The sequence below is a fragment of the Micromonospora sp. NPDC005291 genome (assembly GCF_040607415.1).
Classification (GTDB): Bacteria; Actinomycetota; Actinomycetes; order Mycobacteriales; family Micromonosporaceae; genus Micromonospora.
The window spans coordinates 143741-166183 of the sequence record NZ_JBEXGR010000006.1; the positions used below are offsets into that span (position 1 = coordinate 143741).

The window sequence follows — 22443 nt, forward strand, 5'->3', positions numbered from 1 at the left end:
GTCGTCCCCGCTCACACCGCCAGCACCTCGGCGGCCGCCCGCTCACCGGCCCGCACCGCGCCCTCCAGGTAGCCGGTCCAGCGGGTCGCCGTCTCGGTGCCCGCCCAGTGGACCCGCCCCACCGGTGCCCGCAACCGCGGGCCGTACGTGCTCCAGGTCCCCGGCGTGAGCGCACCGGAGAAGCAGCCCCGCGTCCATTCCTCGGCCGACCAGTCGTACTCGACCAGCTCCATCGGATTGCCGGCCCCCGGCCCGACTAGGGCGCCGAACGCGTCCAGCAGACATCGTCGACGCTGCTCGGAGGACATCTCGCGCAGCGCGGCGGCGTCCGAGGAGTAGCTGAACCCGGTCAGCACCCCGAGCGGCGACGTCGGGGTGGAGTTGTCGACCGTCTCGGTGAGCGGGCCGGCGCTGCGGGTGGCCACCCCGGAGAGTCCGTCGGCACGCCAGAACGGCTCCGGGTAGACGGCGTGCACCTTCAGCGCCGAGCCCATCGGCATCCGCTGGGTCAGCCCGTCGCGCAGCGCGGGCAGCGGCGGGTCGTACCGGATCCGGCTGGCCAGCGCCGGTGCCAGCGCGACCACCACGGCGTCGCCGTCGACGCGCCCGGTGTCGGTCCACGCCGTCACCCCGTCGATGGTCTGTTCGATCGCCCGCACCGGTGTGGCCAGCGTCAGCGTCCCCGGCGGCAGGGCCGCGGCCATCCGCTCGGCGAGCGCCGGCGGCCCACCCACGATCCGATCCTGCTGCGCGCCGCCGGCCATCCCCAGCAACGGCCCGGTCCCGCCGGCGCTGCGCAGGTAGAACAGCAGGTGCAACAGGGACAGCTCGTCTGCGCCGGTGGCCAGCAGCCCTCCGGCGAGCAGCCGCCCGAGGTAGTCGGCGGTGTCGCCGTCCCCGGCCGTGGCGCGCAACCAGCAGCCGAGGATCGTCCTGTCCCACTGCGCGGCTTCCGGCGCCTGCCAGGGCGCGGCCGGGTCCAGTCGTGCGGCGTACTCGTCGAGCAGGCCGAGCACCCGACCGACCTGCGCCGGCGGCTCGGCTCGGCGCTGGCCCGCCCAGAGCAGGGTGGGCGCGCCGACCGCCGCCGACGCGAAGGTGGCCAGCCCGTGCTCGGCGACCAGCGCGTACATCCGGTCCTGGGTCGGGCCGATCCACTGCGCGCCCAGGTCGAGTTGGGTGCCGTCGGGCAGCCAACGCGTCAGCACTCGCCCGCCCACCCGGTCGCGGGCCTCCAGCACCCGCACGCGGGCACCGGCGCGGGTGAGCGCCAGCGCGGCGGCGAGTCCGGAGAATCCGGCGCCGACCACGACCACCCGCAAGCCGTCGGCCACGGCGCCGCTTACCCGCAACCGCCCGGCGCATGACTCCCCGGCGCTGATCGAACGGCTGATCACGCCACGGCAGCGTGGGGTCGCACCCCTGTCCCGCGTCCTTTGCTCTGCTTCAACCCACGCGACACTCGACCCCCCTCATCGTTGCGTCCGGTGAAGCAGAGCAAAGGTGGCGCCAACACCGAGGTCGGGTGCCTTCGAGATTTCTTGCGGCGGCCTGTCGATCCGGGCAGGGGCCGAACGTGTGAAGGATGAGAGGTCGGCGACGCGCCGGCCCCCCGCGAGGAGGAACCATGACGATGTACCTGCTCAGCCTCCACCAGCCCCAGGGGGAGCTGCCCCCGGACCCGGAGTTTCTGGCCGGGGTGATGCGCCAGCTCGGTGAGCTGCGCGACGAGCTGGCGTCCACCGGGTCGTGGGTCTTCGGGCAGGGGCTGCACGGCCCGGAGACCGCCACCGTGCTGCGTGCCCGCGATGGCGAGGTCCTGGTCACCGACGGCCCGTTCGTCGAGGGGAAGGAGCACCTGGGCGGCATCACCATCATCGACGTGCCGGACCTGGACGTCGCCCTGGACTGGGGCCGCCGCTACGCGTTGGCCACCACGCTGCCGATCGAGGTGCGCCCCTTCCAGGGTGGGGCCGGCGACTGACCGTGCTGGATGTCGAGGCGGTGTTCCGCGCGGAGTACGGGCGCGCGGTCGCCGTCCTGGTTCGCCTCCTCGGCGACATCGAGCTCGCCGAGGAGGCCGTCCAGGAGGCATTCGCCGTCGCGGTAGCGCGGTGGCCGACGACCGGCCCGCCGCCCAGTCCCGCCGGTTGGATCATCACCACCGCCCGGAACCGGGCGATCGACCGGCTGCGTCGGGAGGCATCCCTCCTCGACCGGCACGCCCAGGCGGCCCTGCTGTTCGCCGCCGACGGACCCGTTGAGGAGGGACCTGTGCGCGACGACCGGCTGCGTCTGATCTTCACCTGCTGTCATCCGGCGCTCGCTCCGGCCGCCCGGGTCGCGCTCACCCTGCGCCTGCTCGGTGGCCTGAGCACCGCCGAGATCGCCCGGGCCTTCCTGGTGCCCGAGCCGACCATGGCGCAGCGGCTGGTCCGTGCCAAGTCGAAGATCCGTAACGCTCGGATCCCGTACCGCGTGCCGCGCGATGCCGACCTGCCCAACCGGCTGCACGCCGTGCTCACGGTGCTCTACCTGGTCTTCAACGAGGGGTACACGGCCAGCGCCGGGCGACATCTGGGCCGTGCGGAGTTGTGCGCCGAGGCGATCCGGCTGACCCGGTTGCTGGTCGAGCTGATGCCGGACGAGCCGGAGGCGCTCGGCCTGCTCGCGCTGATGCTGCTCACCGACTCCCGCCGCGACGCGCGGACCACCGCCACCGGCGAGCTGGTGCCGCTGCCACAGCAGGACCGGGGTCGGTGGGACGCGGCGCTGATCGCCGAAGGTCAGGCGCTGGTCCGCCGCTGCCTGCGTCGCGGGCGGCCCGGGCCGTACCAGATCCAGGCCGCGATCGCCGCCGTGCACAGCGCCGCGGCGCACGGCGCCGACACCGACTGGGGCCAGATCCTTGCGCTGTACGACCACCTGCTGGTGGTGGCGCCCGGCCCGGTGGTGGCGCTGAATCGGGCGGTCGCGCTCGCCGAGGTGGCCGGGCCGGCGGTGGCGCTGGTCGAGGTGGATCGGCTCGACCTGGACGGCTACCACGTGCACCATGCGGTCCGTGCTGACCTGCTGGCCCGGCTCGGCCGTGGCGGGGAGGCCGTCGACGCGTACCGGACAGCCGTCGCGCTGACGGACAACGCGGCCGAACGGGCCTTCCTCACCGCCCGCGCGGCGGCCCTCGTGCCGCACTGACCCGCCAGGGCCGGCTACTGGCCTGCCACCGCCGAGTGTCGCGTGGGCTGGCCGGGAAGGGTCGGTGGGTCGGCGAGGATGCCGCGCATCACGTCGTCGACGTTGGGGACCTGGGCAAGCTCGCCGAGCCCCTCGACGTAGCGCAGCAAGCGGCGCTGCATCGCCGCCAGCTCGGCGCGGCATTCCGCGTCGTCGGGCCAGGCGGACTCGGACCCGTCGGGATTGGCCTGCTCCCACGCCCGTAGCCGCGGATGCCACCGTCCGAGGAATGGTCGAAGCTCGTTGTTCAGCATGGCGATCGCGAGGTGCTCGACGGTAGGGCGACCGGTCGTACGCATGGACGGTGTCGCCTCGCCCAGCACCTCCCTGGTGATCGCGAACAGCTGGTAGAGCGAGGTCATCGCCTCCCGCACGAGACCCGTGCCGGTCGCCAGCGGCTGGCCGGACACCCGGGTGACCGCCTCGACGAACAGCCGCCAGGCGGTCTGCTTGTTGTCCCGGGTGACGGCGAACCTCAGCTCGCTGAACTGCGGGACCGAGACGGTCACCTCCGCCAACTGGAAGAACCGTGAATAGGCCGACGCCACCACTGCCGCGACGCCGCCCGCCGTCGTGCCACAGAGCGCGAAGAGGGCAGGCCCGGTCAGTCGACTGGCCAGGTACACCGCCAACCCGACGGCGGCACCGACCACCAGACCCAGGGCGATGTGGAACCACCGGGAATCGCGCCAACGCATCAACATTCCTGCATCGTCTCAGAACCGCGCCCGCGTTTGCCGCATGCCTTGCCCGGGAAACCGAGGCGCCCCGGCCACGGGTCCACCCGTGGCCGCAGGAGCGGATGGAGGCGGCCATGGCGTACCGTCGGACGACCGTCGACACCGTGCCCGACCTCGGCGTCCTCACGCTCGGCGTGGAGGAGGAGTTCCTGCTGCTCGACCCGGACAGCGGGCGCAACCTGCCGGTGGCCGACCAGGTGCTGACCGCGCTGCGCGGCTCCGCCCGGGAGCAGAGCCGTCAGGAGTTCCGGCACAGCATGGTCGAGATGGTCACCCCGGTCTGCGCCGACCTCGCCGAGCTGCGCGACCATCTGGTGGCGCTGCGCCGCTCCGCCGCCGAGGCCGCCACCGCGGCCGGGGCCCGGCTGGTTGCGGTCGGGGCCACCCCCGTGGCCGAGCCGCACCGGACGGTGCCCGACAGGCCGCGCTACCACGCGATGTCGCGCCGGTACGGGCCGGTGGCGCACGACCCGGCGGTGTGCGGCTGTCACGTGCACGTCGGGCTGCCCGACCGGGAACTGGCCGTGCAGGTCTGCAACCACCTGCGTGCGTGGCTGCCGGTGGTGCAGGCGATCACCACCAACTCGCCGCTGCACGACGGGCAGGACACCGGCCACGCCAGCTGGCGCTCGATGCAGCTGGAACGCTGGCCCAGCATCGGCCCGACACCGTACTTCGACTCCGCCGCCGACTACGACCGGACGGTCGACGAGCTGATCGCCGCCGGCATCATGCTCGACGCGGCGATGGTCTACTGGTACGCCCGGCCGTCGTCGGCCTACCCGACCGTGGAGGTGCGGGTCGGCGATGTGTGCCCCGACGTGGACGACGCGGTGCTGGTCGCCGCGCTGGTCCGGTCACTGGTCGCCACCCTCGCCGACGACGTACGCGACGGGGTGACCGCCCAGCCCACCCGCGACTGCCTGGTCGCCGCGGCGCACTGGCGTGCCGCGCACGACGGCCTCGACGGGGAGCTGATCGACCTGCGCGCCGGTGGCACCCGACCGGCCTGGGCGCTCGTCGACGAGATGATGGCGGTGATCGCCCCGGCTCTGCTGCGCCACGGCGACCTGGGGTACGTGTTGGCACAACTGGCCCGACTGCGCCGCGACGGCACCGGCGCGACCCGGCAGCGTCGGGTGCTGGAGCGTACCGGTGACCTGCGGGCGGTCATCGACGACCTCGCCGCGCGCACCAACGCCGGCTGACCGGCGGCTCTCAGCGGATGTCGTGCGTCTGCAGCCACAGCTCCAGGAGTCCGAGCTGCCACAACTTGTTGCTGCCGGCCGCCGCCTCGGCCCGGTCCGGCTCGGCGAGCAGGCGGGCCACGTACTCCGGGCGGAACAGCCCTCGCTCGCGCGCGGCCGGCGCCTGCAACGCCTCGGCGACCAGCTCGCGCACCGGGCCGTCCACGTTGCGCAGCGCCGGCACCGGGAAGTAGCCCTTCGGCCGGTCGATCACCTCGGCGGGCAGCACCTCCCGGGCGACCTCCTTCAGGACGCCCTTGCCGTTCTGGGCGACCTTGTGCTCAGGCGGGCAGTGCGCGGCCAGGGTGACCAGGTCCTGGTCGAGGAAGGGAGTGCGCACCTCCAGGCCCCACGCCATGCTCATGCTGTCCACCCGCTTGACCGGGTCGTCGGGAAGCATCAAATGGGTGTCCAGGCGCAGCACGGCGTCCAGCGCGGTCTGCGCCCCGGGCGCGGCGAGGTGCCCGGCGAGCAGTTCCCGACTCGCGTCGTGGTCCAGGGCGTACGCCGGGCCGACGATGCTGCGCAGCTCGTCGTGGTCGCGGTCGAAGAACGCGGCGGCGAACGTCTCTCCGGCGCCGTGCCGGGGCGCCTCGGTCAGCGGCTGGTGATAGCCGTAGCCGGCGAACACCTCATCGGCGCCCTGCCCGGACTGTGCCACCTTCACGTGCCGGGCCACCTGCTCGGAGAGCAGATGGAAGGCGACCACGTCGTGGCTGCCCATCGGCTCGGTCATCGCGAGCACGGCCCGTCGTACGGCGGGCACCAGGTCGTCGTTCGACAGCCGGATCCGGTGATGGTCGGTGTCGTACGCGCGGGCCACCAGGTCGGAGTAGTGGAACTCGTCGCCGGACTCGCCGTCGCGGCTGTCGAAGCCGATGCTGAACGTGCGCAGGTGCTGCTGACCGGCCTCGGCGAGCAGCGCCACGATGAGGCTGGAGTCGAGTCCACCGGAGAGCAGCACCCCGACCGGTACGTCGGCGACCAGCCGTCGGCGTACCGCCGCGCGCAGCGCGTCCCCGATGGCGGCCCGCCAGTCGGCGGCGTCCATCCCCGAGTCGGACGGCTCCCGCACGTAGTCGGGTCGCCAGTACACCTCCTCGCGGCTGCGCCCGTCCGCCTCGATCACCCGCAGGGTGGCCGGCGGCAGCTTGCGCACGCCGCGCAGCACGGTCCGTGGCGCGGGCACGATGGAGTGCCAGGACAGGTAGTGGTGCAGCGCCACCGGGTCGATGCCGGTGTCGACGTCGCCGGCCCGCAACAGCGCGGGCAGGGTGGAGGCGAACCGGAGCCGCCCAGGTGTCTCGGCGAGGTAGAGCGGTTTGATGCCGAGCCGGTCGCGGGCCAGGATCAGCCGCCGTCGGGCCCGGTCGACCAGGCCGATCGCGAACATGCCGACCAGGTGGTCGACGAAGCGTTCACCCCAGTGCGCGTACGCCACCAGGATCACCTCGGTGTCGCTGGTGGATCCGAAGGCGTACCCGGCGTTCCGCAGCTCCTCGCGCAGCTCGGGGTAGTTGTAGATGCAGCCGTTGAAGACCAGCGCCAGGCCCAGGTCGTCGCGCACCATCGGCTGGCCGCCCGCGTCGGACAGGTCGATGATGGTCAGACGGCGGTGTCCGAGGGTCACCCAGTCATCGGTGAACAGCCCCTCGTCGTCCGGGCCGCGCGAGCGCATCGCCTCGGTCATCCGGATGACCGCGGCCGCGTCAGGTGACCGGCCGTCGAATCGCGCCTCCCCGCTGATCCCGCACATCAGGCGGGGCGGTGGGTCAGATGGGCATGGTGGTGGGTCAGGCGGGACACCAGCGGCACGAGCATCCTCCTGTCACCTCGTTCCCGGACGGGGGCGGCTGGCTACCCGCGCGCGAGGTGGGCAAACCCGCTGCCGCGCCCCGTCCGCTCCCCTTCGGTGCAGGTCAGGCGCGCAGGGTGCGCAGGATGCGGGCCAGCTCGGCACGGTCGGCGTCGTCCAGGTGGCCGAAGAAGCGGTCGGCCTCGGCACGGCGGGCGGTCCGGATGGCAGCACTGACGCGGTTGCCCTCCTCCGTGAGCGCGACCAGTGTCGCCCGCCGGTCGGCCGGGTCGGGTCGGCGTTCGACCAGCCCGCGGGCCTGGAGGTCGTCGACGACCTCGGTGGCCGAGCGGGGCGCGATGCGCAGGTGCTCGGCGAGCGTGCTGGGGCGTACCTCACCGTGCCGGCCCAGCACACCGAGCGCCCGGGACTGGCTGGGGGTGATGTCCCACGGTGCCAATGACTCCCGGGTCTGCTGACGCAAACGGGACGCGACGCCCCAAAAAGTCTCGGCCAGGCTCTCGTCGTCGGCGCTGCCGGTGGTGTCCGCGGTCACCGGAATACCGTAGCAGTCGATGCTGTTGTTCCCTCATGATGAGGTAACCTCAGCATATGCCAACCGAAAGGTAGTGCTCCTTGGAACCCACCCCCATGGGCCGCGACCGCGGCCACCGCACCCTCAGCGCCGAAGAGAAGGCGCAGGCCGGCCAGGTGTCGCTGCGCCGCATCGGTCGCCTGTTCACCCCCCACCGGCCCGCGTTGGCCGCCGTCACCGCGATCATCGTGATCTCCTCGATCATCGCGATGGCCACCCCGTTCCTGCTGCGCGCCGTGATCGACCGGGCCCTGCCGCAGGGCGACGTGACCCTGCTGGTCTGGCTGGTCCTCGGCATGGTCGCCGTGGCCGCCGTGACCGCCGTCCTCGGCGTCGTCCAGACCTGGATCTCCACCCAGGTCGGCCAGCAGGTCATGCACCGGCTGCGCACCGACGTCTTCAGTCACCTCCAGCGGCAGTCGCTGGGCTTCTTCACCCGGACCCGCACCGGCGAGGTGCAGTCCCGGATCACCAACGACATCGGCGGCATGCAGTCGGTGGTCACCTCCACCGCCACCGCCGTCGCCTCCAACCTCACCACCGTGGTCGCCACCGCGGTCGCCATGGTCGCGCTCTCCTGGCAGCTCTCCCTGGTCTCGCTCGTGGTGCTGCCGCCGGCGATCTGGCTGACCCGCCGGGTCGCCCGGATGCGCCGCGAGATCACCGCCCAACGACAACGCGAACTCGCCGACCTCAACGTCACCGTCGAGGAGGGGCTCTCGATCAGCGGCGTGCAACTGGCCAAGACCCTCGGCACCGGCCCGGCGTTGATCGACCGGTTCACCGCCTCCTCGGCCCGCCTGGTCGACCTGGAGCTGCGCAGCGAGTTGGCCGGCCGCTGGCGCATGGCCTCGATGAGCATCATCTTCGCCGCCGTACCGGCGGTCATCTACCTCGCCGCGGGCCTGCCCGGCACCGCCGGCACGCTGAGCATCGGCACCCTGGTCGCGTTCACCGCCCTGCAGGGCGGGCTGTTCCGGCCGCTGATGGGGCTGCTCAACGTCGGCGTCTCGCTCACCGCGTCGCTGGCGCTGTTCGCCCGGATCTTCGAATACCTGGACCTGCCGATCGACGTGGCCGACCCCACCGAGCCGGTCCGCCTCGACCCCGCCCGGGTACGCGGCCACCTGCGCCTGGAGGACGTCACCTTCGGCTACCCGGGCAGCGACACCGCGGCGCTCGCCGGGATCACCCTCGACGTGCCCGCCGGCACCAGCCTCGCTCTGGTGGGGGAGACCGGTTCTGGCAAGAGCACCCTCGCCGGTCTGGTCAGCCGGCTGCACGACCCGACCGGCGGCCGAGTAACCGTCGACGGTGTCGACCTGCGTGACCTGCGCCTGGCCGACCTGGCCGCGATCGTCGGCGTGGTCAGTCAGGAGACGTACCTGCTGCACACCACCGTCCGGGAGAATCTGCGCTACGCCCGGCCGGACGCCACCGACGCGGAGATCGAGGACGCCGCCCGCGCGGCCCAGATCCACGACCTGATCGCCGGGCTGCCCGACGGGTACGACACCACGGTCGGCTCACGCGGCCACCGGTTCTCCGGCGGCGAGAAGCAGCGGCTGGCGATCGCCCGTACGCTGCTGCGCGACCCGCGCATCCTGGTCCTCGACGAGGCCACCAGCGCCCTGGACACCGAGACCGAACGGGCCGTGCAGCGGGCGTTCGACGTGCTCGCCGAGGGGCGGACCACGATCACCATCGCGCACCGGCTCTCCACGGTCCGCGACGCCGACCAGATCGCGGTGCTCGACCACGGCCGGATCGTCGAGGCTGGCACCCACGACAGCCTGCTGGACCGCAACGGCCGCTACGCCACACTGGCGGCCTGACCGGTATTTCGCAACCGTCTCGAAACCGTCGCTAAACCGTCTCATTACTCTCGTCCAGGTGGCGGTAGACGGTGGCCCGCGAGACGCCCAGCGTGGCGGCGATGGCATCCACCGAGTGGGTGCCCGCCGCGTGCATCCGCCGAGCCGCCTCGACCTGCTCCCGGCCCAGCGCCGGAGGCCGTCCCGGCCGCCGCCGACGGGCAACCGCCCCGACGCCCGAGGTTGCGTCCGGCGGGTTCCCGGAGCCTGAGGCCGTGCCCGCCGGAGCCGTGCCCGCCGGAGCCGTGCCCGCCGGAGCCGTGCCTGTCGGGGTCGTGTCCGTCGGGGCTGCGGTGTTCGAGGTTGGCGTGGCCAGCAGGCGGCGTACGCCGTCGAGCATGTCGGCGCGCAGGACCTCGTCGGGCACGTCGGTGAAGAAGACGATCGGATCACTGCAGGCTGCCACCGCCTGTACCGCCCGGACCCGCTCCCGGCGCCCGGCGTCCGGCCCCGCGATGAGGTCGTTGGCCCGCATCGCGATCACCATCAGCCGGTGGTACGTGTCGCCCCGGCCGACCAGCGCGATGTCGTGGAAGAGCATGCCGAGTGGTCGGCGATGGGCGAGCATGACGTCGACCCAGCCCTCCAGCACCATCCACCGGGCCTTTTCGGTCGGCTGGCCCTGGGCGGCGTCGAGCAGCGCCTCCAGGTCGGCCACCAACGGCTCGACCAGTGCGGCGAGCAGGTGCTCCTTGGCCGGGAAGTGATACAGGATCGCGGCCTTGGTCAGCCGCAGCCGCTCGCCGATCTGGCGCAGCGAGGTGCGCTGGTAGCCGTGCTCCCCGAAGAGGTCGAGCGCGGCGCGCAGGATCCGGGTGCGGGTGTCGTCCGCGGGATCGGCGGTCATACCGGCCAGCCTAGCGACGTCCTGACCGGTGGCCGCCATCACCGTTGATTCGACTGACCATCGGTCAGTACAGTGAGGGCGGTCGACGCAGCCAACGGCAGGAGGGGCGATGCCCGTCATCTCGATCGGCAACCTGGTCAAGACGTTCGGCGCCATCCGGGCACTCGACGGGCTGGATCTGCGGGTCGAGCAGGGGGAGGTGCACGGCTTCCTCGGGCCCAACGGCTCCGGGAAGTCCACCACCATCCGGATCCTGCTCGGGTTGCTCCGCCGCGACTCGGGCGAGGCCCAGGTGCTCGGCGCCGACCCGTGGCGCGACGCGGTCCGCCTTCACCGCCGGCTGGCGTACGTGCCGGGCGACGTCAGCCTCTGGCCCAACCTCACCGGCGGGGAAGCCATCGACCTGCTCGGTCAGCTGCGCGGCGGCCTCGACCGACGTCGCCGCGACGAGCTGCTGCAACGCTTCGACCTGGACCCGACCCGCCGGTGCCGCACGTACTCCAAGGGCAACCGGCAGAAGGTCGCCATCGTCGCCGCGTTCTCCTCCGACGTGGAGCTGTACGTGCTCGACGAGCCGACCTCCGGCCTCGACCCCCTCATGGAGGCGGTGTTCCAGGACGAGATCCGGCGGATCAAGCAGGCGGGCGCCACCGTGCTGCTCTCCAGCCACGTGCTCGCCGAGGTCGAGGCGCTCTGTGACCGGGTCAGCATCATCCGCGAGGGCCGTACCGTTGAGTCCGGCACCCTCGCCGAGCTGCGCCACCTCACCCGCACGACGGTCACCGTCGAGACCGCCCGCCCGGTCACCGGCCTGGCCACGCTGCCCGGCGTGCACGACGTGCACGAGGTCGACGGGCGTACCCATCTGGAAGTCGACCCGGCTCACTTCGACGAGTTGCTCGGTCAGCTCATCCGCTTCGGCGTCCGCGCGTTGACCAGCACCCCACCCACCCTGGAGCAGCTCTTCCTGCGCCACTACGGCGACGATCCCGCCGCCGCCAACGGCCACCAGCGGACCGGTGCCTCGGATGCCGGTGCCCCGCCGGCTGGTGCGTCGGATGCCGGCGCTCCGCAGGCCGGTGCCCGGTGAGCGCCCTCACCGGCACGCCCCGACTGGCCCGGCTCGTGCTGCGCCGCGACCGGATCCGCCTCGCGATCTGGATCCTCGGCACGCCCCTGCTCGGCTACGCCCTCGCCGGCAGCGTCGCCGGCATCTACCCGGACCAGGCGGCCCGCCTGGGCTACGCCACCACCTCAGCGTCCAGCCTGGTCGCCCGCGCCTTCAACGGCCCCATCGCCGGCACCGACCTCGGAGCCGTGGTGGTCGCCGAGACGTACGCGACGCTGGCCGTGATCGTCGCCCTGCTGAGCACCTTCGCGGTGACCCGGCACACCCGGCAGAACGAGGAGACCGGCCGGGCGGAGCTGCTCGGCGCCTCCGTGGTCGGCCGGTACGCGCCGCTCACCGCAGCGCTGCTCGTCGTCGTCGCGGCGAACGTGCTGGCCGCGGTGCTGCTCGCGATCGCGCTGGTCGGTGCCGGCCTACCGCTCGTCGGCTCCATCGCGGCCGCCGCCGCGATCGGCGGCGTCGGGGTCGCCTTCACGGCAATCGCCGCAGTCACCGCTCAGCTCTCCGTCACCTCCCGGGGCGCCAACGCGCTCGCCGCCGCCGCCGTCGGGCTCTCCTTCGCGCTGCGGGCCGCCGGCGACGTGTTCGGCGACTCCAGTGCGAACGGCACCCGGGTGGACAGCGCCTGGCCATCGTGGATCTCCCCGCTCGGTTGGGGCAACCAGGTGCGGGCCTTCGGTGGTGAACGCTGGTGGGCGCTCGCCCTGCCCATCGCGCTGCTGCTCGCCGGGGTGGCGCTGGCATACGCCCTCGCCGAACGACGCGACCAGGGCGCCGGGTTGATCGCCCCCCGACGCGGACCGGCGACCGGTACGCCCCGGCTGCTCAGCCCCGCCGGGTTGGCCTGGCGAATGCAGCGCGGCACGCTGCTCGGCTGGGCGGTCGGGGTGGCCGTGCTCGGCCTCTCGATGGGCGTCGCCGGTGACGAGTTCAACGCGATGATCGACCAGAACCCGGCCGCCGCCGAGGCGATCACCGCGATGGGCGGTGGAAGCGGTTTCGTCGACGCGTACCTGGCCGCGATGCTCGGGCTGTTCGCGCTGACCCTCGGCGCGTACGTGGTGCAGGCCCTCCTGCGGGTACGCGGCGACGAAACCGACGGGGTGCTGGAAGCCGCCCTCGCGGGAGCAGTCAGCCGCACCCGCTGGCTCGGCACCCAGGTGCTCGCCGCGGTGCTCGGCGCGGTCGCCCTGCTGCTGCTCGCCGGCCTGACCACCGGGCTCGGCTACGGCATGGTCGCCGGAGACCCGCTCGGCTCGGCTATCGAGCTGGCCGGGGCCGCACTCCTGCGACTGCCCGCCCTGCTCGTGGTGGCCGGGGTGGTGACCGCGCTCTTCGGGCTGCTGCCCCGCTGGTCGGTGGTGCTCTCCTGGACGGCGCTGCTCATCTTCCTGCTCCTCGGGCAGCTCGGCGCCGTGCTGAAGCTGCCGCAGGCCGCGCTCAACGTCTCGCCGTACACCCATGTGCCGTCCGTGCCCGCGGTAGACCCGGCGGTGCTGCCGCTGGTGGTGCTGGCGGCGGTGGCGGCGGCCCTGCTCGCCGTCGGCGTCGCGGCCTTCCGCCGCCGCGACGTGCCGTCGTAACTGGGCTAGCTGCTCGGGTCACCCCTGATCGTTGGCAGCTGAGCAACTCGACACGCCGACGCCCGCCCTGCTGAACTGCCACCGATCGGTGGGGCTAGCAGAAACCTCGCGTTGGCGGGCATCGTCCACAGGGTCACTGCTGTCCACAGGGGTGAGGTGGACGTGGTTGCGGGAGGTTGGGGCGGAGCTTCACGGTTCTCGGTGTGAACTCGGTGCTTCGGGAGCTGGTGGAGCTTGGTGGAGGGCTGGTGACGTTCGGGGTTGCCGGACAGGTGGTGCCACCGTGGGCGGTGCAGCAGGCCTGTCGGAACGGCGAGCTGGTGCGGGTGCTGCCTGAGGTGTTCGTGGCGGCGGATCTGGTTGGTGCTCGGCCGGGCGCTCCTGCCCTGAGTCGACTCGACCCTGTTCTGGGTCAGCGTGCGGCTCTCGCGTGGGCTGGGGGCTGCGGCGCGCTCAGTCACCTCAGTGCGCTCAGCGCGTGGGGGTTGCGCCCGCAGGCTGTCGGTGATCCGGTGCACCTGAGCACACCGGCGAACGCCAGCCTGCGCACCCGACCCGGACTGGTCGTGCATCGACGCCGGAGCCTCCGCATCGAACCACCCCAGGTGGTGGTCCGGCGAGGACTGACGGTCACCCGCCTTGAGCAGGCCCTCGTCGACTCGTGGCCGACGGTGCCGCCCACCGAGCGGCGGGCACCGGTGATCCGGGCAGTCAACGATTGGCTGACCACACCCGAGCGGCTGGCGGAAGCTTTGGAGAGTGCGCCGAAGCTGGTCGACCGTGGAGCACTCCGAACGCTGGTGGCCAGTCTCACCGACGGCTGCCGCAGCCCGTTGGAGATCTGGGGTCATGAGCACGTCTTCAGAGGCCCGGGCATGCCGGCGTTCCGTAGGCAGGTGCCGATGCGCCTGGGGCGACGCACCGTCTACCTCGACATGTTCGCCGAGCGGGAGCGGGTCAACATCGAACTCGACGGGTCCACCACCCACGGTGACCCACGCCAGCGGGAGATCGACCTACGACGTGACGCGCTGCTGGCGACCATCGGGATCGCGGTGGTCCGCTTCAGCCACCGTCGCCTGGTGCACGAGGTCGACGCGGTGCGCCGGGAAACCCTGGCCATCCTCGCGACCCGCCGGCCGGGCGTGATCGCCTGAGCTGATGGGATGCTGGCTCAGTGAGTGGGCTTCACGAGCAGGACGAGCGGACGAGTTGGTGGAACACCGTTGGCCGGGCTTGACCGGTGCTGGCAGCCTCGGCGGCGTGAGCACGTTTCTGACGCAGCTTCCGGCACTCCTCGGCGTACTGGTCGGCACTCTGGGCACGATCCTCGCCACCTCGCTGGGCGACCGGGCGCGGTGGCGGCGTACTCAGAGCGTCCGCTGGGACGAGCGGCGGCTCGATGCGTACGTCGACTATGCGCACGCCCTCAAGGAGAGTCACGCGGTGGCGCTGCGGATGACAGCCGACCACCGGCCGGGGTCGTACAGCCATCCGATCGCCCGGGATGACGGCTTGGCCCGGTTGGCCGCATCGGATGCGCGGCGCACCATCGTCTGGGAGAACCTGCTGCTGCTCGGCGACGAGCCGACAGTCATCGCCGCCGCAAGCTGGCGCGACGCGGTATGGCAGGTCGAACGGCTCGCCCGGGGGATCGTCGAGGCTCCAGAGGACGTTTCCGCGATGCTGACCCAGGTCAACGAAGCTCGCGACGGCTACTACCGGGCCGCTCGGCGGAGCCTAGGCGTCCGAGGTGGATCGGTCGAGCAGTCCGCGGCGCTGCGCCAGGCGCTGCTCGGCCGGTCCGCCGCGACGTCGGACGTACCCGCCGGCTGAGAGCAGCGGCCTTCGCGGTACGGGTGCAGGTGACCGTTCGGACAGTGGTGTTGAGATCGACTTTCACGCACCCTGTTCGATGTGAAGGCCTTCGTAGGGGTGACGGACGAGAGGTGGTACCGCTTCCTCGCAGAGCGTCCCGAGCTGAATGAGGTCAACTTCTGGCGGCCGTCCGGCGGTGCTTTCCGCGCTCTTACCCCAGGAGAACCTTTCCTGTTCAAGGCGCACTATCCGCTGAACAGAGTGGTTGGGGGCGGCTTCTTCAGCGGCTTCACGCAGCTTCGAATCTCGGAGGCCTGGGAACTCTTCGGCGAGGCCAACGGCACTGCGAGCATCGCCGAGATGCGCCGCAGTGTCGGGCGTTACCGTAAACAGGCGATCGGCCCCGGCGAGGACCCCGTGATCGGCTGCATATTCGTCCGTGACGTCACCTTCTTTCATGATGGGTCGACCGCCGACCCGCCGCCGGGGTTCGCGTCGAACGTCGTGCAGGGCAAGACCTACAACCTGGCGGACGCTGCTGCGGCGGCGTACTTCGATCTGTTGATCCACCGGTTGATCGGGACCACGGTGGAGGTGGACCTGAGCGGGCCGTGGCATCGCCCAGGTCCCGTCTATGGCGATCCCCGATTGGTGCCGCAGCGGCTCGGGCAGCAGTCATTCAAGGCGGTGGTCCTGGGGGCCTATGGCCGACGTTGTGCCATCACCGGCAACAAGGTCCAGCCTGTACTGCAGGCCGCGCACATCCGTCCGCTTCCCATGGGTGGCGAGCATCGGTTGGACAATGGCCTGCTGCTCAAGTCCGACGTGCACATCCTCTTCGACCGGGGATATCTCGGCGTCGATCCGAAGCATCGGCTTCTGGTCAGCCCACGGCTTCGGACCGAGTTCGGCAACGGTGACCAGTTCTATGCAAAGGCGGGCGAGCAGATCGCCCTTCCGGAGCGACGAAGTGATCGGCCGCGTGCTGAATTCCTGGAATGGCACCTCGACACTGTTTACAAGGCGGCTTGATCGCGCCTCACCCACGCTTGCCGTCCCGCTCAAGGTGCGTCGAGGGCCGGTATGGCGTCAGGCCGGCGAGTCGGACGTACACCTCGCGCCTGGCAGTTGCGTTGCCACGCCGGTTGAGGACGTAGCCGGTCAACCAGATCCAGCCTTCGTAGGTCGGCTGGTCGGACACTGAGACGACGCGGAACGTCAGCGCGCGATCCCCAGCGAACTGCACCGAAGCGCGGTCGATGACGAGCAGGTCGCCGGGGGAGGGGCGCCGGGTCACCAGCGCCCGGAGTTGTGGTGGTGCTCCGGCGGCCGGCACTCCCGCGCGTGCATGCTCTGCCAGTCGCGCAGCGCCCGCTTGATCCGGTCGTTCTCCTGGCTGAGCAGCCGTACCGTCTCGTTGTGGGTGGCCAACTCATCGGCCACCCGGGTCTGGAACTCGCGTACCTCAACGGGGTCGACGCCCCGCCCGCACGGGGCGAACTCGCGGGTCCGCACCTCGTGGGGCGTCAGCCGCGCCGGGTAGCCGGCGGGGTAGGGCTGGCCACCTCGATACACCTGAGCCACGGCGGTCCTTTCTGAAGGCAGGCGCGAGCGTGGGACGTCCGTGCGGTGGGCCTGCGGGGTCCGGAGGGTCGGGACGGGCACGCGCACCCGCCCCGACCGGGGGAATGAGCCGAACTCGTTGCCACGCGAGGAGCGGCTCGGAATCAACATAGCTAGATATGTCAGATGAGTCAACGCTGCTTGTTAGGTGAGTCGCGGTGTGATCGAATCGGATCGCCACGCGAGGAGTGCCATGCGAGAAGTGCCGGACTACTGGCGCATCGCCGATGATGTGATCGCCGACGTCAGATCGAGGAAGTTGAAGCCGGGGGACAGGCTGCCCTCGATTTCTGAGCTGCGCGCGACCTATGGCGTCAGCCACGGGACAGTGCAGATGGCCTACGCCCGGCTGGAGGCGTTGCGGGTGATCCGGCGACATCAAGGTAAGGGCATCTTCGTCACCGATCCTGAGACCTGGATGCGGGAGCCGTGAGTGGCGGAGGATGAGGCCTTCAACGCGCAGGGAGAGTTGACCCGGACGGGGCACCACGGGTCCTAACAGACGCGTACCACAATCGGGAAGGGCGTGGGCTGCCGTCCACAGGTGCCTTCGCTGTCCACAGCGGCCCCCGCGCGGGCATTGCTCGGGCGGCAGATCGGGGCAGGGTAGGCGCGTGGACCCGAGGCTGCACGCCCTGCTCGTACGCGGAGATGGCCTGGTCACCCGTCGGGACATGATGCGAGTGGCGCCGGCCTGGACGATCCAGAGTGCCTGGCGGGCTGGTCGGCTGGTACGGCTGCTGCCCGGGATCTACGTTGATGCGGCGCTGATCCGTGACACCACCGCCGACCTGCCGATTCTTGCCCGGGTCGAGTCCTCGCTGGCTCGCCGGGCGGCGCTGGCGTACACCGACCGGCGTGCGGCGCTCAGTCGCCTGACCGCGCTCGACGTGTGGGGTCTGCGCCGCCAGCCAACGGGGGAGCCGGTGCATCTCGACCTGCCCAAGGGGTCAGGGTTGCGTGGTCGGCCACATCTCGTGGTGCGTCATCGCTCCGGCTTCGCGGTTGCGCCGCCGCAGGCGGTGACCAGGGGAGGGTTGCCGGTGACCCGGCTCGACCGGACCCTGGTGGACTGTTGGCCGCTGCTGACGCCGGTCGACCGATCGGGCCCGCTCATCCGCGCGGTCAACGACCGGCTGACCACCCCGAGGCGGCTCGTCGCCGCTCTTGCCGAGGTGCCGAGGATGACCGACCGGGCGGGACTGCGCGGCTTGCTGGACAGGCTCACCGCTGGTTGCCGCAGCCCGTTGGAGATCTGGGGCCACGACCACGTTTTCACCGGCCCGGGTATGCCGACGTTCATCCGGCAGGCGCGGGTGCAGGTCGGTGCCCGGACCATCTACCTCGACATGTTCGCCGAGGCCGAACGAGTCGACATCGAGCTGGACGGTGCCACCACCCATGGCGATCCAGCGGTACGCGAGATCGACCTCCGCCGCGACGCCCTGCTCGCCACCGTCGGCATCCACGTCGTCCGCTTCACCCACCGCCGCCTCATGTCCAACCCCACCCAGGTCCGGCAGGAAACCCTCGCGATCCTCGCCGCCCGTCCCCGTTACCCATGATCAGTTGATGAAAAAGAGGCACCGGGGGCCGCCAGAACCTACTTACCATCAATTGATCATGAGGGGGCGGTGCCGCTAGGGGTCGGCAGGGCTGGGGCGGCTCTGTTGGGGTGGGATTGGGGACGGGGCCGGCGGGTCGGTGGGGCGTTGAGAGTGCTGGTGGAGGAGTTCGCTGATCCAGCGGGCTGCTTCTTTCTGAGCGGTGAGCAGGTGCTGGCGGGCGTCGGCGACGTCCTGATCGTCGGCTTGGGCGCTCAGGATCGTCACCCAGCGCCGGCTCAACTCCTCGGCGTACCGGGCCTTCCGAAGCTGCTCGTCGAACTGGTACTCCAATTTCAGTAGCCGGTCGACGTGCGGCTGGAACGTCGGCATGATCCGCTCGTCGAGCCGGACGGTGGCGTCGGGTTGGCAGGTGATGACGATGTCGCCCCGCTGGTAGGTCCATGTCGGGTCGTCGGCGAGCACCCGCTGCAACGCCAACTCCAGGTCCGCCGCCCGGTGCGGCGGTAGGTCCCGGGCGGCGTCTCCGGCGAGCCGGGTCAGCCGCTGGATCGCGTTCGGCTGGAAGTACTGCACGTACCAGCTCAGCACCTCGGACCGGAGGCTCACCGGCGACGACCAGGCGAACGTGGCGCGGATGTGGAACGAGTACACGTAGCCGCGGGCGGGAACCACGATCAGCCGGGGCGCGTCGCGCTGTTCGACGAGCGGGCCGGACGGAGACGGCTCGGCGGCCAGCCCGACAGGCGCCTCATCCTGGAGCGACGCGACCAGTCGGTCCCAGGTCCGTGCCCACCACCGCCAACTGCGGACACTCGCGTCCCGGGTGATGGTCAGCCCGCGGATGCCCCGGTGCCTCCACTGATCCGCCGGCCTCGGCCTCCCATCGGGGGCGTCCGTCATGGCACCCCTCCATCGTCACGGATCCGCGTTCCACGCTAACAACAGGTGACCGATATGTCCGCCGCCACGCCGTCACGAGCCCACCGCACTGCCCCGACGGGGGAGCGGTTCACCGAGCATTGTGGAGCTGTTGGCACGTTGAGGGCTGTTGCCGGCAGGCGAGAACGGTGAGACTGGTCCCGATCCGACAATGATGCGGATCGATGGATCGGATGGTCTGGAGGCAGCCTGTGTCCACCCTCGTGTCCCCGCTGGCCACGCTCGGCGCGATCCGCCGGCGTACCACCACCCTCGCCCTGCTCCTCGCCATGGTCGCCGCCGCGCTTGTCGGCCCGTCCGTGGTGGCCCCCCAACTGACCGACTCCGCCTCGGCGGCGGTCTACAGCTCCTGCACCATCAGCCGCTGCGCGGACGCCCGTGCCGCCCGCTCGGGCTGGTCCGCCAAGAGTTTCCCGACCAGCCGCGGCTGGTATTCCTGGAGCGGGGGCAAATCCAACTTCGCCGGCGGCCGGTTCTACAACTACGAGGGTCAACTGCCCACCAACGCCACCTACCACGAGTACGACGTGTACCCGCGCACCCAGGGCGCCGCCCGGGACGCGTACCGGATCGTGGTGAACCGCAGCACCGGGGTCACCTGGTTCTCGCCCAACCACTACACCGACTTCTACCGGCTCTGACCAGCCAGGGGCCGGCCGGTCGCCCCGGCCGGCCCCGCCGGTGCCCCGCCAGATCAGGAGGTACGTGATGGTCGATCAGGATTGGCTGACCGTGAGCCGGGACGGCTCCCCGCAGGTGCCCGACGCGTCGGTGCTGGCCGGTGCGGCGACCCGGACCCGGCCCGCGCTCTTCGCCGCGTTGGCCGATGCGCTGGCTCTGCCGGCCCACCTGGGGAGCACCTGGGACGCCCTCGCCGACGTGCTTCGGGACCGGCTGGACGCCGGCCCGCTCACTGTGCTGGTCAACGACGCCAGCCAGCTGCTCGCCGACGAGCCGGCCGGTCAGTACGCCCTGCTGCTCACCGTGCTCGGTGACCTGGCCACCACCGCCCCGCACCCCCTCCGCGTCATCCTCAACGACGCCCCGCACTCCTGACCGTTGCCCGGGCCCACGAGCATCGGAGCGCTGTGCGGGTGCTCAGTTCCCGACAGTCGGGGCAGCACGAGCGCACGGTGACGGTGGCGGTGACGGTCGGGTGACGGGCCCTTCGAGATCCTCGTGCCGAGCCGGGCAGGGTGCACCGGCGCGGGCAACGGGGAGGCCGTGCGGTGGACTTCGTCGACGGGGTACTGGTGCGGTTGGCCGATCCGGGCACCCGCGCCGCGCTCTTCGACGACGCCTCGCTGGCCCACCTGGTCGAGGCCGCGTACGACACCGAGGCGATGCCGGTCGCGCCCCCGTACGCGGCGGTCTTCGACGAACTGACCCTCGGCTTCGCCGCCGCCCCGGTGACCCTGGCCGAGGGGGAGTGGCTGGGCTCCGGCGGCACCACCCGCACCGAGCTGCGCGTACGCCTGCACGGCCTCGGCGGCTCGGCGCTGCGCATCGACGCGCTGTGGCGGGGCAGCCTGGTGGTACGCACCAGCGTGGCCCGGGACCGGGTCGAGGACCTCGACGTGGCGGTGCCGGCCTTCGACGTGGACCCGCAGATCATCGCCGACCTGGGCGCGCTGCCAACTGATCCGTCGCAACTGGAGACCGAGCGCCGTACCCGGCTGGTGGCCCGGCTGCGCTCTGACCTGCACCAGCCGGCCGCGTTCACCGACGCGCACCTGGACCGGCTGCTCGCCGGCGTGGGAGCCGCGAACGCCGGTGACCTGGTGACACGAATGCGCGGACAGGCCGCCGGTGCCACCGTGAAGCTGCGCTACGCGGCCCCACCGGCCGCCCCACCCACCCCGCGCCCGCTGCCGTTCGCCGCCGCCGTGCTGGTGCGCGACCAGGGCTTCTCCCTCGCCGACCTGCTCGTCGAGACCCGCCTGGTGCGGGCCCGCGCCGAGGAGTTGGGGCTGGACGTGCCCGCACCGGACGACGTCCGACGGCGGCACCGGGTGGTCGCCGTCTGGGTGGTCCCCATCGAGACGTTCGACGACGACGGGTGGCCCGGCGGCGACACCGGCACCGACGCGCAGAAACGGGCCGCCCGGTTCGCCCGGGCCGGCCAGTGGCTCGCCCGCAGCGGCATCGGGCTCGCCGCCGTGACGACGTGAGACTCCCGGCCGCTGGCAGCCGCAGCGGCCGGGAACCGCCGACCGACCGCAGCGGCTGGAAGCCGCGTACCGACCGCAGCAGCAACTTCGTCCGGGAGGACCCGTGGCACCGACAGCAGCATTCCCGTTCATCGAGGTCCGGATCGTGCCGCCACCGGCGCCGCTGGCACAGCGCTCGCCCGGCGTCATCGCCGTGGTCGGCAAGGCGCCGTCCACGGCCGACGGCGGCTCGGCACCGGCGAACACGCCGGTCCGGATCGAGACCCTCGACGACGCGGTCACCAACTTCGCCCGTCGGCAGGCTGGCAACGTGCTCCGCAACGCCCTCTACAACTCGCTCGAACTGGCGTTCCTGCAGGACCCGCGACCGGCCAAGGTGTACGGGGTCAAGGTGTCCGGCGACGACTACGCCGCCGCGCTCAGCGGCCTGGAGGCCGCCGACGACGTGACCATGGTGTCGCTGGCCAACGAGTCGGGCGTCGGCAACCCCGCCGGTGCGGGCGCGCCGACCGGGCTGCACGCGCTCAAGGCGCACGTGGAGACGATGTCGGCGGCCGGTCAACGGCGGATCGGCTTCGCCATGGTCAACCCGGCCACCGAGAAGGGTCCCAGCTACGTCGCCGACATCACCACCGCCGCGAACCCGCTCAAGAGCAGCACCAGCCGGATGCTGATGATCGCCGCCCGGGGTGCGGACGGCGACGCGGCCACTGCCGCGATGGCCGCCGTGGCCGGCCTGCCCGTGCATCACAGCATCGTCCTGAAGAAGATCCGTGGCGTGGCCATCCCGGTGGCCAAGCAGTACAGCCCGGCCGAGATCAAGGGCCTCTCCGAGGCCAACCTCACGCCGATCATCGACCCCACGCTGATCACCGGGGAGAGCCTGCACTTCGCCGACGGGCGGCTCTTCACCACCGACGCGAGCCTGCTGCACGTCGACCTGGTGCGCACCCTCGACCAGATCGAGTTCATGCTGCGCGCCGGCCTGATCGGCCTGGTCGGCGACGCGCGGATCACCAAGCCGGGGATGACCCTGCTGAAGACACAGGTCGACGGCATCCTCGGCCCCCTCAAGCGGCAGTCGGTCATCGACGACTACCGCATCGAGATCCCGGTGCTGGAGATCCTCAGCATCCCCGAGGTCGCGCGTACCGCCACCGACACCTCGATCGTCACCGCCGCCCGGGCCGACCGCACCGTCGACCTGATCGTCACCGTCACGTACGGCCCGGCCGTGAGCCGCCTGCTGGTCACGCTCGTGGCCAAGTTCTGACCCGGAG

At 71.7% G+C, this 22443-nt stretch carries 23 protein-coding genes; 15 read left to right on the forward strand and 8 right to left on the reverse strand.

Annotated elements, in window-relative coordinates:
* Window positions 1-11 precede the first annotated feature (11 nt).
* Entirely contained in the window at window positions 12-1397 is a 1386-nt protein-coding gene (locus tag ABZT18_RS11150) for an FAD-dependent oxidoreductase (RefSeq protein WP_354994261.1), read from the reverse strand.
* Window positions 1398-1627: 230 nt separating this feature from the next.
* Between ABZT18_RS11150 and ABZT18_RS11155 the strand changes: the two genes are divergently transcribed.
* Window positions 1628-1984, forward strand: coding sequence for a YciI family protein (locus tag ABZT18_RS11155; protein WP_354994260.1), 357 nt, complete (start codon window positions 1628-1630; stop codon window positions 1982-1984).
* 2 nt (window positions 1985-1986) lie between these two features.
* Window positions 1987-3195, forward strand: coding sequence for an RNA polymerase sigma factor (locus ABZT18_RS11160; RefSeq protein WP_354994259.1), 1209 nt, complete (start codon window positions 1987-1989; stop codon window positions 3193-3195).
* A 14-nt stretch (window positions 3196-3209) separates the two neighbouring features.
* On the opposite strand, the gene ABZT18_RS11165 is transcribed toward ABZT18_RS11160, so the two are convergent.
* A complete protein-coding gene (locus tag ABZT18_RS11165; protein WP_354994258.1) occupies window positions 3210-3932 on the reverse strand; it encodes a hypothetical protein in 723 nt (240 codons plus the stop codon).
* A 116-nt stretch (window positions 3933-4048) separates the two neighbouring features.
* Here ABZT18_RS11165 and ABZT18_RS11170 point away from each other — a divergent pair, with 116 nt between their 5' ends.
* Window positions 4049-5182: a glutamate--cysteine ligase gene (locus ABZT18_RS11170; RefSeq protein ID WP_354994257.1), complete on the forward strand. Its 1134-nt coding sequence runs from the start codon at window positions 4049-4051 to the stop codon at window positions 5180-5182.
* Window positions 5183-5192: 10 nt separating this feature from the next.
* On the opposite strand, the gene ABZT18_RS11175 is transcribed toward ABZT18_RS11170, so the two are convergent.
* Together ABZT18_RS11175 and ABZT18_RS11180 are read right to left on the reverse strand one after the other, a co-directional pair.
* Window positions 5193-6977 carry an N-acetylglutaminylglutamine amidotransferase gene (locus ABZT18_RS11175; RefSeq protein WP_354994256.1) on the reverse strand — a complete coding sequence of 595 codons (1785 nt, stop codon included), beginning with the start codon at window positions 6975-6977 and terminating at the stop codon, window positions 5193-5195.
* A gap of 163 nt (window positions 6978-7140) precedes the next feature.
* Window positions 7141-7572 (reverse strand): MarR family transcriptional regulator, encoded by a 432-nt coding sequence (locus ABZT18_RS11180; RefSeq protein ID WP_354994255.1) that lies wholly within the window; start codon window positions 7570-7572, stop codon window positions 7141-7143.
* Window positions 7573-7667: 95 nt separating this feature from the next.
* On the opposite strand from ABZT18_RS11180, the gene ABZT18_RS11185 reads away from it, so the two are divergent.
* Window positions 7668-9446, forward strand: coding sequence for an ABC transporter ATP-binding protein (locus ABZT18_RS11185; protein ID WP_354994388.1), 1779 nt, complete (start codon window positions 7668-7670; stop codon window positions 9444-9446).
* A 31-nt stretch (window positions 9447-9477) separates the two neighbouring features.
* Here ABZT18_RS11185 and ABZT18_RS11190 read toward each other — a convergent pair whose 3' ends face one another.
* A complete protein-coding gene (locus ABZT18_RS11190; RefSeq protein WP_354994254.1) occupies window positions 9478-10332 on the reverse strand; it encodes a TetR family transcriptional regulator in 855 nt (284 codons plus the stop codon).
* 109 nt (window positions 10333-10441) lie between these two features.
* On the opposite strand from ABZT18_RS11190, the gene ABZT18_RS11195 reads away from it, so the two are divergent.
* The 5 genes from ABZT18_RS11195 to ABZT18_RS11215 all read left to right on the forward strand — a co-directional run bounded on the left by ABZT18_RS11195 (window position 10442) and on the right by ABZT18_RS11215 (window position 15894).
* Complete coding sequence (locus tag ABZT18_RS11195; protein WP_354994253.1) at window positions 10442-11422, forward strand: ABC transporter ATP-binding protein; 981 nt, start codon at window positions 10442-10444, stop codon at window positions 11420-11422.
* Window positions 11419-13044: an anibiotic ABC transporter gene (locus ABZT18_RS11200; protein ID WP_354994252.1), complete on the forward strand. Its 1626-nt coding sequence runs from the start codon at window positions 11419-11421 to the stop codon at window positions 13042-13044. Before ABZT18_RS11195 ends, ABZT18_RS11200 begins: the two co-directional genes overlap by 4 nt.
* A 203-nt stretch (window positions 13045-13247) precedes the next feature.
* Window positions 13248-14201 carry a DUF559 domain-containing protein gene (locus ABZT18_RS11205; protein ID WP_354994251.1) on the forward strand — a complete coding sequence of 318 codons (954 nt, stop codon included), beginning with the start codon at window positions 13248-13250 and terminating at the stop codon, window positions 14199-14201.
* A gap of 106 nt (window positions 14202-14307) precedes the next feature.
* A complete protein-coding gene (locus ABZT18_RS11210) occupies window positions 14308-14880 on the forward strand; it encodes a hypothetical protein (protein WP_354994250.1) in 573 nt (190 codons plus the stop codon).
* 81 nt (window positions 14881-14961) lie between these two features.
* Window positions 14962-15894, forward strand: coding sequence for an HNH endonuclease (locus ABZT18_RS11215; protein ID WP_354994249.1), 933 nt, complete (start codon window positions 14962-14964; stop codon window positions 15892-15894).
* A gap of 7 nt (window positions 15895-15901) precedes the next feature.
* Here ABZT18_RS11215 and ABZT18_RS11220 read toward each other — a convergent pair whose 3' ends face one another.
* Complete coding sequence (locus tag ABZT18_RS11220) at window positions 15902-16159, reverse strand: hypothetical protein (RefSeq protein WP_354994248.1); 258 nt, start codon at window positions 16157-16159, stop codon at window positions 15902-15904.
* Window positions 16156-16392 (reverse strand): cell division protein DivIVA, encoded by a 237-nt coding sequence (locus ABZT18_RS11225; RefSeq protein WP_354994387.1) that lies wholly within the window; start codon window positions 16390-16392, stop codon window positions 16156-16158. Before ABZT18_RS11225 ends, ABZT18_RS11220 begins: the two co-directional genes overlap by 4 nt.
* A gap of 286 nt (window positions 16393-16678) precedes the next feature.
* Here ABZT18_RS11225 and ABZT18_RS11230 point away from each other — a divergent pair, with 286 nt between their 5' ends.
* Together ABZT18_RS11230 and ABZT18_RS11235 are read left to right on the forward strand one after the other, a co-directional pair.
* Entirely contained in the window at window positions 16679-16918 is a 240-nt protein-coding gene (locus ABZT18_RS11230; RefSeq protein WP_354994247.1) for a winged helix-turn-helix domain-containing protein, read from the forward strand.
* Between the two features lie 181 nt (window positions 16919-17099).
* Window positions 17100-18050, forward strand: coding sequence for a DUF559 domain-containing protein (locus ABZT18_RS11235; RefSeq protein WP_354994246.1), 951 nt, complete (start codon window positions 17100-17102; stop codon window positions 18048-18050).
* A 75-nt stretch (window positions 18051-18125) separates the two neighbouring features.
* Here the strand turns inward: ABZT18_RS11235 and ABZT18_RS11240 are convergent, their stop codons facing one another.
* Window positions 18126-18953 (reverse strand): hypothetical protein, encoded by an 828-nt coding sequence (locus tag ABZT18_RS11240; protein ID WP_354994245.1) that lies wholly within the window; start codon window positions 18951-18953, stop codon window positions 18126-18128.
* Between the two features lie 230 nt (window positions 18954-19183).
* On the opposite strand from ABZT18_RS11240, the gene ABZT18_RS11245 reads away from it, so the two are divergent.
* From ABZT18_RS11245 to ABZT18_RS11260, 4 genes are all read left to right on the forward strand, one after another.
* A complete protein-coding gene (locus ABZT18_RS11245) occupies window positions 19184-19633 on the forward strand; it encodes a ribonuclease domain-containing protein (protein WP_354994244.1) in 450 nt (149 codons plus the stop codon).
* Window positions 19634-19700: 67 nt separating this feature from the next.
* On the forward strand, window positions 19701-20048 hold the full coding sequence (locus ABZT18_RS11250; protein WP_354994243.1) for a barstar family protein: 348 nt from the start codon (window positions 19701-19703) through the stop codon (window positions 20046-20048).
* Window positions 20049-20221: 173 nt separating this feature from the next.
* A complete protein-coding gene (locus ABZT18_RS11255; RefSeq protein WP_354994242.1) occupies window positions 20222-21163 on the forward strand; it encodes a hypothetical protein in 942 nt (313 codons plus the stop codon).
* Window positions 21164-21266: 103 nt separating this feature from the next.
* Complete coding sequence (locus ABZT18_RS11260; RefSeq protein ID WP_354994241.1) at window positions 21267-22436, forward strand: hypothetical protein; 1170 nt, start codon at window positions 21267-21269, stop codon at window positions 22434-22436.
* Window positions 22437-22443: the final 7 nt, after the last annotated feature.